This window comes from Saccharothrix sp. S26 (assembly GCF_021390395.1).
Classification (GTDB): Bacteria; Actinomycetota; Actinomycetes; order Mycobacteriales; family Pseudonocardiaceae; genus Actinosynnema.
In genome coordinates this window covers 84,784-97,884 of sequence record NZ_JAJUWT010000010.1, presented here as the reverse complement: position 1 = coordinate 97,884, position 13,101 = coordinate 84,784, and the positions used below count along the sequence as shown (strand labels likewise).

General features: G+C 73.1%; 10 protein-coding genes. 2 read left to right on the top strand and 8 right to left on the bottom strand.

What is annotated here, in order from left to right; all coding sequences use genetic code 11:
• Positions 1-42: 42 nt before the first annotated feature.
• Positions 43-615, top strand: coding sequence for a TetR/AcrR family transcriptional regulator (locus LZG04_RS17595; RefSeq protein WP_233818301.1), 573 nt, complete (start codon positions 43-45; stop codon positions 613-615).
• Positions 616-1,100: 485 nt separating this feature from the next.
• On the opposite strand, the gene LZG04_RS17590 is transcribed toward LZG04_RS17595, so the two are convergent.
• The 7 genes from LZG04_RS17590 to LZG04_RS17560 all read right to left on the bottom strand — a co-directional run bounded on the left by LZG04_RS17590 (position 1,101) and on the right by LZG04_RS17560 (position 9,306).
• Positions 1,101-2,624 (bottom strand): S1 family peptidase, encoded by a 1,524-nt coding sequence (locus LZG04_RS17590; protein WP_233818299.1) that lies wholly within the window; start codon positions 2,622-2,624, stop codon positions 1,101-1,103.
• A gap of 108 nt (positions 2,625-2,732) precedes the next feature.
• Positions 2,733-3,545 carry a nitroreductase/quinone reductase family protein gene (locus LZG04_RS17585; protein ID WP_233818297.1) on the bottom strand — a complete coding sequence of 271 codons (813 nt, stop codon included), beginning with the start codon at positions 3,543-3,545 and terminating at the stop codon, positions 2,733-2,735.
• 444 nt (positions 3,546-3,989) lie between these two features.
• On the bottom strand, positions 3,990-5,300 hold the full coding sequence (locus LZG04_RS17580; protein WP_233818295.1) for an ABC transporter permease: 1,311 nt from the start codon (positions 5,298-5,300) through the stop codon (positions 3,990-3,992).
• Complete coding sequence (locus LZG04_RS17575) at positions 5,297-6,022, bottom strand: ABC transporter ATP-binding protein (RefSeq protein WP_233818293.1); 726 nt, start codon at positions 6,020-6,022, stop codon at positions 5,297-5,299. Before LZG04_RS17575 ends, LZG04_RS17580 begins: the two co-directional genes overlap by 4 nt.
• Entirely contained in the window at positions 6,019-7,020 is a 1,002-nt protein-coding gene (locus tag LZG04_RS17570) for an efflux RND transporter periplasmic adaptor subunit (protein WP_233818291.1), read from the bottom strand. Before LZG04_RS17570 ends, LZG04_RS17575 begins: the two co-directional genes overlap by 4 nt.
• 140 nt (positions 7,021-7,160) lie before the next feature.
• Positions 7,161-8,192, bottom strand: a complete 1,032-nt coding sequence (locus tag LZG04_RS17565) for a GDSL-type esterase/lipase family protein (RefSeq protein WP_233818289.1) — start codon at positions 8,190-8,192, stop codon at positions 7,161-7,163.
• 157 nt (positions 8,193-8,349) lie between these two features.
• Complete coding sequence (locus LZG04_RS17560) at positions 8,350-9,306, bottom strand: cation diffusion facilitator family transporter (RefSeq protein WP_233818287.1); 957 nt, start codon at positions 9,304-9,306, stop codon at positions 8,350-8,352.
• An 84-nt stretch (positions 9,307-9,390) separates the two neighbouring features.
• Between LZG04_RS17560 and LZG04_RS17555 the strand changes: the two genes are divergently transcribed.
• A complete protein-coding gene (locus tag LZG04_RS17555) occupies positions 9,391-9,762 on the top strand; it encodes a metalloregulator ArsR/SmtB family transcription factor (RefSeq protein WP_233818285.1) in 372 nt (123 codons plus the stop codon).
• Between the two features lie 106 nt (positions 9,763-9,868).
• Here the strand turns inward: LZG04_RS17555 and LZG04_RS17550 are convergent, their stop codons facing one another.
• Positions 9,869-13,075, bottom strand: a complete 3,207-nt coding sequence (locus LZG04_RS17550) for a BTAD domain-containing putative transcriptional regulator (protein ID WP_233818283.1) — start codon at positions 13,073-13,075, stop codon at positions 9,869-9,871.
• Positions 13,076-13,101 lie beyond the last annotated feature (26 nt).

Sequence of the window (13,101 nt, the reverse complement as noted above, 5' to 3'; positions counted from 1 at the left end):
CTTCGACTTGACTCCGAGGGGTGTGAGTGGTGGATTACACTCATGCCCGCCGCATCACGCGAACGCCGACTGTCGACCGCCGAGGAACGCCGCGAGACGGTCCTGCGCACCGCTCTGGGCGCGTTCGCCGCGCGCGGCTACTACGGCACCACCACCGGCGAGGTCGCGAAGTCGGCCGGGATCTCGCAGGCCTACGTCTACCGGCTGTTCCCGGACAAGGAGGCACTGTTCCTCGCCGTGGTCGAGCACTGCTTCGCACGGATCAGGGAAAGCCTGGCCGACGGGGTCGCCGCGGCCAGGGGCAGCACGCCGGAGGCGGTCCTGGGCGCGATGGGTGAGGCTTACGCGCGCCTGATCGCGGAGGAGAACACGCTGCTGTTGGTCCAGATGCACGCCCAGTGCGCGGCGATCTCGGAACCGGCCGTGCGGGAGGTCGTGCAACGGGGGTACGCGCGGACGGTCGAGTACGTGCGCGGCGTGTCCGGTGGTGGCGAGGAGCAGGTGCAGGAGTTCTTCGCCAGGGGCATGTTGTGCCACTTGGTGATGGCGGTGAACGCGGATGACGTCGACGCGCCGTGGGCGAAGACCCTGTCCCGGGGCATCCGCCACTACTGACTGACCAACCAGTCACCTCCACCGCAACCCTTCACGGTGATCCTCGGCCCAGGCCGTGGTGTGACCACAATGGACACGATCTGAACGCGCCGGTGATCTGCCTGGCACACCTGACCTCCCGGCTCGGTGCGGAGATCACCCCAATGGGTTACCTCGCCTCGGAAACTTTCACCGCACCATTGACGTTGCCGGGAGAGAAGGAGGCGGCAAGGGGCACGGTGGGCGGCCTGGGTGGGAACCCGATCGCGAGCCAACCCACCGAAGGACACCAGCCCTGGGGACGCCAGCCTCGAGGACACGAGCCCTGGGGCGCGCAGGGATCCGGGCACGGGTGCGCCGATCGCCGCACGCAGGACGCCGGCCGTGAACGTGAGCGGCCCGCCTCCCCCGCGTGCGGGAGGAGGCGGGCCGGACCGGATCCGCACGCGGACCGGGGTGAGCCGGAGCCGCGTGCGTCCGGCGTGGTGAACCCAGCCGGCGTGAACTCAGCCGTTCGGCGTGGTGATCACCGAGAACTTCGAGCGCAGGCTCGCGTACTGGGTGTGGATGTCGGTCAGGATCGTGTCGATCGGCACGTAGTTGTTCAGCTCGCCGGCCGCGCACGCGCCGGAGCGGGACTGCTGGTTGCCCTCCAGGATGCCCAGCGCGGTGTGGTCGACCTGGCTGAAGAGCGGACCGCCGCTGTCGCCCCGGCGGGCGCACAGGTCGGTGTTGATGCCCACGTCGGTGGACAGCACGCGGCCGCACCGCGTGCCCGCCCGGTAGCCCTTGCCCGCGCCGCTGTCGACCGCGCCCGAGTCGTCGATCGCGTTGGACGCCGAGCCCGTCGCGCACACCACCCAGCCGGCCTTGACCTCGGCCAGGCCGTGGGTGCCGGTGATGTACTCGTCGACCGACTTCTCCTGCTCGCCGCACGGGGTGTCGATGTTGCTGTCCATGCCGCCGTTCCAGCAGTACTTGAGCACCCGGTTGCGGCCCGTGTGGTTCTCCAGCCACGTCTGCCGCGTCGGGGTGTCGACGTACAGCACGGCCGCGTAGTCGTACGGGTACGAGTTCCGCTCGATGCCGTGCTGCTGGAGCACCGGGACGCCGTTGTGCCGCGTCGGCGTGTTGTTGGTCTTGGTCGCCATGCAGTGGCCCGCGGTGAGGACCCACGCCTTGCCCGGGTGGCCGCCGCCGGTGGAGCGCAGGTTGAAGCCGGCCGTGCAGCCGCCCCACGTCTCGTCGTCGCGCTTCATGTCCAGCCGCAGCCCGCCGCGCATGGGGCCGTAGCCGGCGCACGCCAGCGGGTGGCAGTAGCCCCGGTCGGGGTAGGTGGCCGCCAGCGGGTTCGGCTTGGGCAGGACCTTCGCCCGCACGGCCACCTTCGGCTCCTCCGACACGGCACGGCGGGCGGCGTCGGCTTCCCGCGCCACGGCTTCCCGCGCCACGGACTCCCCCGCAGCGGCGACGTCGGCCGACGCGGCCCCGACCGGCGCGGACTTCTCCCGCGCCACCCAAGCGCGTTCCCACAGCACCACTTCGTTGGCCCGCTCGTCGACCGCGGGCAGGTACACCGCGTCCGGCCCGGCGCCGACCTTGGCGGCGATCCGGTCCTTGGCGGCGTTCAGGTCGGCCAACGAGTGCCGCACGGCCTGCGTGCGCACGCGCGACCGGTCGGGCAGGTCCTCCAAGTGCCGCCGCGCGGCGGCCGGGTCGGTCATGGCGACCACCAGCTCGCCGGAGGTCTGGTCGAGCCACATGCCGCCGTACTCGGCCGCGTTCTCGGTGCGCAGCACGCGGTCCAGGCGTGCGGACTCGTCCTGCAGTGCGAGCCGGCGCAGCGCCTCCCGTTCGCTCACGCCGTAGCTGTCGACGAGGTACCTCACGGACTCCGCGACCGCCGCCGGGTTCAGCGCGGTGCGGGTCGACGGCGCGGCGGTGGCTCCCCCGGACGCGCTCAGCACGGTCGCCGTGACGACCACTGAGGCGAACAGGGCCCCCAAGCCCCTTGCTCTGCCCACGGACATCTCCTTGCTCGGTGGATGGGAAACATGAGCATTCAACCCGATGTGGACGATCAACCGGGCGAAAACTCCGCCGCGCGAAGGACACCCCCGCGCGGTGGCTTCAGGTCCTCACGCGTCGAGGAACGGGATCATCTGCTCCTCCTCGTACGCCAGGTGCGCCTCCAGCTCGTCGATCAACCCGTCCACGTCCGCGCGCAACGTCGCCGCGTCACCGCGTTCGACGGTCCGCTGGAGCCGCGCCAGCAGCTCGGCGATGCGCTCGTGCTCCTCGCCGAGCCGGTCGAGCGTCGGCGCGAGTTCCGGGAACCGGTCGCGCAGCATCGGGAACGTGCCGGTGTCCTCGGCCGTGTGGTGGAACCTCAGTCCCTGGCACGCGGTCAGGCAGTTGACCTTGAGCTGCGCGCCGAGCGTCGGCCGGGACGAGGCGACCTCGCGGCGGATGGTGGCCAGCTCTCGGCGGAACGCGTCGTGCACGAGCTTGAGCGCAGCGCCCCAGCTGGAGGCGTTCGGCGGGCCACCGGAGACCTGGGTCAGCGCGATCACGGGGATCCGCCGTGACGTCTTGGCCTGGTACTCGGCCCAGCCGGGTTCGGCTTCGACCGCCCGCGCCCACAGCGCCTCGCGTTCCTCCCCGTCGAGCACGGTGGCCTTGGCCTCGTAGGTGAACACGCCGTCCTCGACCTGGACGACGGGGTTGGCCACGAGGTTGTGGAACCAGTCGGGGTGGCGGGGCGAGCCGCCGGCGGACGCGATGACCACGATCCGGTCGCCGTCGGGCAGGTAGCCGACGGGGTTGGTGTGCCGGGCGCCGGTCCGGGCGCCGGTGGTGGTCAGCAGGATGAGCCTGCCTCCTTCGAAGGGGCCGCCGACGCGTCCGGCGTTGGCGCGGAACTCGTCGATCACGTGCTGGTTGAAATCCATCTGGGGTGTGACTCCTGATTTTGGGCATGACCGGATCACCACGGGTGAAATGCGCCGTGGTTTTCGGTGAAGGTTTTGTGGAGGCGCGCGGGCACAGCGGTGCCACGCGGGTGCGCTGAAGGTGAGAACAGCGGGCACATCGCGCACAGGTGCGCGGAAAACCCGGGAAATGCCTGCGTGCGGCGGGCCCCTGGCCCACCCGGCGGTCAAACCTTGGCCGGGTGACTCTCTCGCTCGTGGCCCATGGCCGACCCGGCAGTCACGTGGCGGAGCCTAACCCGCGAATGCGCATTCGGGCAACCTCGAACACCGGGATCGGTGCCGCTTCTTCTTTTCCCGTGGCACGGCCGTCCCGCCCGGCGGGACGGCGGTGCCGGCTCCGTTGTGGCGCACCGGAAACCGGCGGGCTCGGTGCGAAGCCGCGGACCGCCGCCCCGTGACGCGTCAGGCGCGCATGACCGTGGAGATCGGGATGCGCGCCGCCCGCAACGCTGGGACGAGGCCGCCGAGGACGCCGGCCACCAGGCCCGCGATCACCCCGGCGACGCCCGCCTGCCACGGGAACGCGGTGCCCTCCAGCGCCGGGAACCGCGAGCCGAACACCGTCATGGCCAGTTGCAACCCGACCACGCCCGCGCCGATCGCCAACGCCGCCGTGAGCAGACCGGTCAACAGCGTCTCGGCCAGCACGATGCCCGCCAGCAGCAGCCGGGGCGTGCCGACGGCCCGGCGCAGCGCGAACTCCTCGATGCGCTCGCCGACCGTGGCCAGGCCGACGTTGAGGATCCCGGCCACGCCGATCAGCAGCACGAGCGCGGCCATGCCCAGGAAGATCCAGCGCATGAGCGCCAGCTCGGTGGACATCCGCTTCAACGTCTCCACGGTGTTGACGTGGATCTGCTCCTCGGGCGTGCCCGCGGCGACCAGCCTGGCCCGCAGGACGTGTTCGACCTCGACCGCGGTCGGCGTCATGAGCACCTGGAGGCCGCCGCCGGAGCTGCTGTCGCCCAGTTCCGCCACCGGCATCCAGTTCATCAGCTCGTCGGCGCGCACGTAGGCGGCGGGCTGGTAGCCGCCGTCGTCCACCACGCCGATGATCTGCGGTGTCGGGTTGGCCGTGGCGCCGTCGACCCTCATCTCCGCCGGCACGTGGTAGCGCGTGAACGCCTTCGCGGCCTGTTCGTTGAGCACGAGCCGGGGCGCGAGCGACGGCTCGCCGCCGAAGTCCAGCCACCGGCCCTGCGACGGGCGGAACGGCCGGAACTGGCGGACGTCCCCGGTGAGCCCGACGAGCTGGAGCTCCACCGCCTGTCCGGAGGGCGCGCCGCTGTTGGCGTCCTGGACGGGGTAGCAGCCGCTCTGGTCGCACGTCATGCGCGGGCCCGTGTAGTCGCCCACCTGGTCGATGGGCCCGCCGCCCTCGTTGATCGGCTTCACGCCGGGTTCGCCGATGATCGCCCGCGAGGTGGTCATGGCCACCGCGTCGGTGCGGCCCTCCAGCACCTCCAGCGCCACGGGCACCGCCTGGCCCTCCGGCGGCACGTACATCTGCCGGGTGCCGTCCTTGCCCTGGTACAGCTCGACGTCGGCGAGCATGGCCCGGTTCGCGATCTCCGCCCCCGCCTGCACCACGACCACGGCGAGCACGCCGAGGAAGAGGCTGACCATGGACAGGAACGTGCGCAGCTTGCGGGCCCGGATGCCCTGGCCGCCGATGATCAGCGACGCCCGGAGCCTGCCCGACAGCCTGATCACGCGATCACCCGCTGCCCGGCCGGGCGCAGCAGGCCGTCGGACAGGTGCAGCACCCGGCCCATCTTCGCCGCGTGGTCGTGGTCGTGGGTGACCAGCACGAGGCCGCAGCCGACCTCGGTGGCCTGGCGCAGCACCTCGACGACCAGGTTGCCGGTCTCGGTGTCCAGCGCGCCGGTCGGCTCGTCGGCCAGCAGGATGCGCGGCTCGCGCACCAGGGCGCGGGCGATCGCGACGCGTTGCTGCTCGCCGCCGGACAGGCGGGGCGGCTTGTGCTTGGCCAGGTGGCCGATGCCGACGCGGTCCAACGCCGCCAGCACCTTCGCCTTGCGCTTGCGGCGCGGCAGCCAGCCCTGTCCGTTGACCAGCGCCATGGCCACGTTCTGCGCGGCGGTGAGGTGCTTGAGCAGGAAGAAGCGCTGGAACACGAAGCCGAACTCGGCGCTGCGCAACGCGGCGGCCTTGCGCTCGGGGATCCGGGTGATGTCGCGGCCACCCAACAGGTACTGGCCGCCGTCGGGCCGGTCGAACAGGCCGATCAGGCTGAGCAGCGTGCTCTTGCCGGAGCCGGAGCGGCCGAGGATGGCGACGCTGTCGCCCGCGCGCACGGTCAGGTCGACGCCCGCGAGGATGGTGCGCGGCTCGTCCTGGCCCTTGAGGGTCTTGGTGACGCCGGTGAGGTGGATCAACGGCGGTGGCGGCACGAGCAGGGGTGTGGTGGTCACTTGCCCGTCCCCGGCTCGGCCTGGCCCGCGACCTCGCCCGGCGGCAGGTTCGGGCCCGGGACGGCGAGCGTCTCGTCCCCGGTCAGGCCGGACTTGATCTCCACCACCTTGCCGTCGGTGAGGCCGAGCACGACGTCGGTGGTCTGCTTGGCGCCGTCGGCGCCGACCACGTCGACCTTGCCCTTGCCCTGGCCGCCCGCGACCGCTTCGACCGGCACGACCAGCGCGTCCCGCACGGACGCGGTGACCAGTTCGAGGGTGGCGGCGGCGCCGTTGACCATCTTGACGTCGGCGGGCGCGGTGCACACCAGGCGCAGTCCGGTGGGTTCGGAGGAGGTGTCGGGTGGCTGCCGGTCGCCGGGCGGCGCGGGCGTCTTCGCGCCGGTGGCGTCGGTGTCGGGTTCGGGGTCCCGCGCGGGCGGCGGCGCGGGGACGGTGCCCTGGGGCAGGGCGGCGATCGTGCCGAGCAGGGCGCACGGGAACGGGCCGGGGCCGTTCTTGATCTGCGCTTGCACGGTGCCCTGCGCGGCGTCGGAGATCTGGTACGCCTGCTCGCCGCTGACCTCCGCGACGATGCCGTAGCCCGCGTGCTTGGCCGACGCGATCGGCATGCCCGCGGTGACCTTGGCGCGGTCGTCGACGAGGCGTCCGCCGAACGTCGCCCCGGCGGGCACGTCGACGTTGGTGGGCTTGCCGTCGGCCCAGACCGTGGCGACGCGGGTGGGCTTGGTCGGCGTGCCCGTCGGGTCCGCGACGGTCCAGTAGCGCACCTCGCCCGCGACCGGCGCGACGATGCCGAACAGCGGGTTCATCGTGACCTTGCCGGTCAGGCTGACCTTGTTGGTCAGGTCCTGCCTGGTCGGTTTGGCCGTGGTCTGCACGGTGCCGCGCGGCGCCAGCTCGGGGTCGAGCGGCTCGGCTCCGGTCGACGTGCACGCGGCCGCGGCGAGCACCACCGCGACCAGTCCGCACACGCGGACGAGGGCGTTCTCGGACACCGGTCCCCCCAAAGCGATTCCCCTATCCGATTTCGCTGATCCACCCCTATGACGCCGCCGGGGTGATCAAGGTTGCGCGGAAACCGGAAACCGCTCCCACCCGCGGTCGGGTGGGAGCGGTTTCCGGTGGTCAGGGGCTTTTATGCCACGGCGTGCAGGTTGCCGTCGGCCCCGGCCAGGCACTGGGCCGAGCCCGCGCCGCCGGTGACGAACTCGGTGACGCAGCGGCCGAGCTGGCCGTGGCCGTCGGCGTTCGGGTGGAACGACTGCTGGGCCAGGTGCAGGCCGATGGCGTCCAGGCCGCCGGTCACCAGCGCGTACGGGTCGACGGTCAGCCGGCGCTGCCACTCGCCCGCGGAGCTCTCGCCCTTGCTGCACGCCTCGCGGTTCTCCGTGGCGCGGGAGAAGTCGAGGAACTTCACGCCCGCCCGGGTCGCCACGCCGCGCAGCGCCTCGGACAACTGCGGCACGGCGACCGTGCGGCCGTAGGCGGCGTCGGCCAGGCGCAGCGGGCAGCCCTGCGGGCCGTGCAGGTAGCGGTCCATCTTCTCGGTCACCGGTGAGGCGTACGAGGTGAGGACCAGGTTGTAGGCGGAGGCGGCGTAGCCGGCCTGGGCCATCGCGGAGCGGACGTCGCGCAGCGCGTTCTCGACCTTGGGCGCCATGGCGGCCAGCCTGCCGGGCCACTCGCGCTCCAGCTTCGAGCGGCAGCTCGCGCCGAACGGGTTCACCCACGCGGCGACGCAGTCGACCATCGTGTCGGCGAACCGGACGTCGTCGTTCGCGCCGACCTGCACCAGGACCGTCGTGACGCGGTACTGGCGGGCGATGTCGATCAGCCGGCGCGCCTGGGAGCCCTCGGTGTAGTGCACGGTGTCGGCCAGCGACACGTTCGCCGAGTCCGCGCCCGAGCAGGCCAGGTTGAAGGTGCGGTCGGCCAGCTGGGTGCGGTGCACCATGGCCTGGGTGGAGCGGTGGCACCAGTTGCCGTTCTCGCCCGCGGTGCCCGGTTCGTAGGAGCCGGCGCCCTCGCCGGACATCGCGCTGTCGCCCAGGGACACGACGGCGGTGGGCCGGTCGTCCACGGCACTGGCCGTGATGGGGATCGCGAAGAAGGTGGAGCCGGTGAGCAAGAGCGCGCCGACCACGGCGCCGACCTGTTTCCGCGACACCGCAGACCTCCAAGGGTTCGCCGTCGACCGGACGTGATCCGACCGTAGGGTGCGCGTAACGCGCCGACAACGTCCGATCGGCTGCTTTGCCCGGCCCTTCGGCTGTCCGCACGCGGGGGCGGTCCACAGAGGAGCACGCCGCGGCACCGACAGGCGGTCAGCCCGCCGCCGACGCGGTGGCGGGCTCGGTGTGCACGGTGACGGCGGCCAGGCGGGGCACGGCGCGCTTGAGGTGGTGCTCGACCTCGTGCGCGATGCGGTGGCCCTGCTCGACGCTCAGGCCCGCGTCCACCGCGATCGCCAGCTCGGCGCGCAGCACGTGACCGGTCCACCTCATGCGCACCCGGTCGGCCCGCACCACGCCGTCGACCTGCGCGGCGGCGCGTTCGGCCAGGTCGACCGACGCCGGGTCGACCGCGTCGAGCAGCCGGCCGAAGACCTCGCCCGCCGCGTCGCGCAGCACGAACAGGATGGCGACCGTCATGCCCAGGCCGACGAGCGGGTCGGCGGCGGGGAAGCCCAGGGCCACGCCGATCCCGCCCAGGACCACGGCCAGCGACGTGAAGCCGTCGGTGCGGGCGTGCAGGCCGTCGGCGACCAGCGCGGCCGAGCCGATCTCCCGGCCGACCCGCATCCGGTAGCGGGCGACCAGTTCGTTGCCCAGGAAGCCGACGACGCCGGCCGCCGCCACGATCCACAGGTGCCGCACCGGCTGCGGGTCGAGCAGGCCGCGCACGGACTCGTACCCGGCGTACACCGCGGACGCGGCGATCACCAGCACGATCACGACGCCGGCCAGGTCCTCGGCCCGCCCGAGGCCGTAGGTGAACCGGCGGGACGCGGCACGGCGGCCGAGCACGAACGCGATCGCCAGCGGCACGGAGGTCAGCGCGTCGGCGAAGTTGTGCACGGTGTCGCCCAGCAACGCGACCGAGCCCGTGACCAGCACCAACACCGCCTGCGCGACCGCCGTGGCGAACAGCGCCACGAACGAGACGACCAAGGCGCGCATCCCGCGCTTGCTGCTCTCCAGCGCGGTGTCGACCCGGTCCGCCGATCGATGGCCGTGCCCGTGTCCATGCCCGTGGCCGTGCCCGTGCGACTTCCCCGTCACCGTTCCCCCTCTGCTCGACCCGCGCGTGATGCTGCGAGCATACCTGCGCAGTCACGCAGATACGCAAGCAAGTAGGCTGTCGGCATGCACACCGCGCTGTCGGACTTCGACATGCCCAACGACGAACAGGTGCACCTGGCCGCCGAGTCGTTCCGCCTGCTCGCCGACCCCACCCGGATCAAGGTGCTGTGGGCGCTGCTGCAGGGCGAGTCGTCGGTGGCCTGCCTCGCCGAGCTGGCGGGCGCCGCGCCGACCGCGGTCAGCCAGCACCTGGCGAAGCTGCGCCTCGCGGGTTTGGTGAAGGGCCGCCGCGAGGGCACGTTCGTCTACTACTCCGCGGCCAACGACCACGTGAAGTCCCTGCTGGCGCAAGCACTTTTCCACGCCGACCACGTCGACCGCGGCATCCCGCCCGCCGAGGACGCCGAGCAGGAAGTCGCCCACCACCGCCGGTGACCGCGATTTCACCCTTACGTCGCAACGAATCAGGTATATCAGTGCAGCTCAGAGGGTATCCGAGGCTCCCCCACCCGGTTCGACGAGGAGCAGGATCATGGGCACCTCACCCTGTTGCGACGGGAGGTCGTGATGGCGCAGTCACGGGACCTGATCGACATCCGCAGCGGAGACCTCTTCCACCAACCCGTCCCCTACGGCCTGGTGTACCCGACGTGCACGGCGGACGGCGAAGCGCCGCCCAGCCAACGCGGCCGCACCTGGGAACACCTGACCGCGTCGGGCCGCGTCCTCGAACCGGTATCACGGTGAAGCGCGGCAGCTGTCCCCCAACGGGGCCGTGGGCACTCGCCCGCGGCCCCGTTTCCGTTGTGGCGCAAGGGAAGACCCGGCCGCCTCGCGCGCCGACCGCCTCCGCGCACACCGCGCACGCGGGCACGGCCCGGTCCGGCACGCCGAGCGCGGCGAACCCCTCGGCCGCCCGGCGCCACGACCGCGCCGCCGAACCGTGCCGCCCCAGCGCGCACTCCGCCCGTGCCACCCCGTGGTGCCCACGAGCCCGTTCGTAAGGCCCGCCGAGCCGCCGCGCGTGCTCGAAGTGCCGCAACGCCAACTCCGGCTCGCCGGTCGCCAGGCGCAGCAACCCCAACTGGTGCCGCACCTCCCCCAGCAACGACGGGTCGTCCGCCACGGCCCCGACCGCCAGCGCCGCGTCGAGGTGGTCGCGCGCCTGCCCCGGTGCGCCGCGCGCGAGGCGCACCGATCCCAGCCCGCACAACGCCTCGCCCTCGTGCCGCGGGTCGCCGAGCTCGCGGAACCGCGCCAGGGCGTCCCGGTAGTGCGCGGCGGCACGGTCGAACGCACCCGCTTCCCGGTGCACGTGCCCGAGGTTGAGGGTGGCGGCGGCCACGCCGAACCGGTTGCCCAGCTTCTCGAACACCGTCAACGCACGCTGGGCGTGCTCCAAGGCGCGGGCCACGTCGCCGAGCCTGAGGTGGAAACCGCCGAGCGCGGTGTGCGCGACCGCTTCGCCGAACGCGTCGTCCTGACCGAGCCGCAACGCCAACACCCGCTCGCCCTGCTCGACCGCGTCCCGGTAGCGCCCGGTCTGGTAGTGCGTGATCGCGATGTTGGTCGACGTCCGCGCCGCGCCCGCGTGATCACCCAGCTCCTCCCACAACGCCGACGCCTCTTCGTGCACCTCCACCGCGTCGGCGTGCCGTCGGGCCGTCTGGTGGGCGACGCCCAGGCCGTTGAGCATCACGGCTTGGGCCCGGACGTCACCGAGGGCACGCGCGGAGGCCAAGCCGATCTCATGCGTCACGGTCCACTCGTCCAGCAGGCCGAGGGTGAACCAGTGCCGCCACACCACGTTCGGCAGCCGCCACGCGTGCTCGTGCAGGCCGGACGCGGCGGCGAGGCGGGTGGCCGCGACGAGGTTGCGCCGCTCGTCCTCCAGCCACCGCGCGGCGGTGTCGCGGTCGTCGGCTCCGGTCTCGACCGCGGACACCGCCTCCGCCGCCCGGTCCAGGTACCAGTCGAGCACCCGGACCGCGGCGGCCCGCTCCTCCTCGGGGTCGGCCAGTTCGGCGGCGTACACGCGCAGCAGGTCGTGCAGCCGGTAGCGGTCGAGCCCGACCTCCTCCACCAAGTGGCCGGCGGCCGGCACGGCGAGCTGCCGGTGGACCTCCGACCCGGCCGCCGCGCCGGCGGCCCCGGCGTCGAAGTCCGGTCCGGGCAGGGTGCCGAGCCGCCGGAACAGGCACGCCACGTCCGACGGCAACGCCCGGTAGGACCAGGAGAACACCGGGCGCACGGCCGCGGCCGGGTCGTCCGGCGGCGACAGCAGGTCCATCCGCCTCGTCCCGTCGGCCAGGTGGTCGACCAGCGCGGACAACCGCACCGACGGCCGGCGCAGCGCCCGGTGCGCCGCGACCCGCAACGCCAACGGCAACCCGCCGCACAGCTCTACCAGGCGTGCCGCGGCGGCCGGTTCCGCGTCCACCCGGCGTCCGAGCACACCGCGCAGCAACGCCACCCCGTCCTCGGTCCCCATCGGCACGACCGCGACCGGGTGCGCGCCGTCCCGAGCGGCGAGACCTCCCAGCTCGGCCCGACTGGTCACCACCACCGCGCACCCCGGCGCACCCGGCAGCAACGGTCGCACCTGGTCGGCGGACCGGGCGTTGTCCAGCACGAGCAGGACCCGCCGGTCGGCCAGCAGGGACCGGCACAACGCCGACCGCTCGGCCTCGCCCTCGGGCACGTGGTCGCGGTGCACGCCCAACGACCGCAGGAACTCACCCAACACCGCTCGCGGCGGCACGGGCTCGCCTTCCCCGTGCCCGCCGAGGTCGACGTACAGCCGGCCGTCGGGGAACCGCTCGGCCACGCGGTGCGCCCACCGCAACGCGAGCGCGGTCTTGCCGACACCGGGTGTCCCGACGAGCGCCACCACCACGGGCCCGGCCCCCGCACCCCCGTCGAGCAGGGCGTCCAGCGCCGCCAGGCAGTCCTCCCGCGCCACCAGCTCACCCGCCGGCGGCAACTGGCGGGGTGTCGGCGCACCGGCCGGCGCGTCCGCGTCGTCCAACAACCGCTGGTGCAGGTGACGCAGGTCCGCGCCCGGCTCCACCCCCGCCTGCTCGACCAGCGACCCGCGCAACCGCCGGTAGACCTCCAACGCCTCCACCCGCCGCCCGCACCGGTGCAGGGCCGGCATCAACGCGCCCGCCACGCGTTCCCGCCCGGGGTGCTCGGCGGCCAACGCGGCCAGCTCGCCGACCACGTCGTGATGACGGCCCAGCTCCAGGTCCGCCTCCAGCCGGTCCTCCAAGGCGGCCAGGCGTTCCTCCTCCAACGCCACCACCAGCCGGTTGCGCAGCGGCCCGTCCGCCGTGCCGACCAGCGGCTCGCCACGCCACTCCCCCAGCGCCTGCCCGAGCAACCGCCGCCGCACCGCCACGTCCGCACTGGCCCGCGCCCGCCCCGCGACCTCCCGGAACCGGTGCAGGTCGACGTCATCGGGGTCGATGTCCAGCCGATACCCGCCACCCGCGCCGACCAGCGCCACACCCGGCCCGGCGAGCAGCTTGCGCAACCTCGACACGTACACCTGCACCGTGCCGCGAGCGGTGGCCGGCGGCACGTCCCACAGCGCCTCCGCCAACCGCGCCACCGGCACCACGCGCCCGGCCTGCGCCGCCAACACCGCCAACACGCACCGCAACTGCGGCCCCGGCACGGCCACGGGCCGGGGCCCGTGCACCACCTCGACCGGACCCAGCACCGCCACCCGAACCGCGCCGCCCATGACGGCTGAAACCAACCACCCACCAG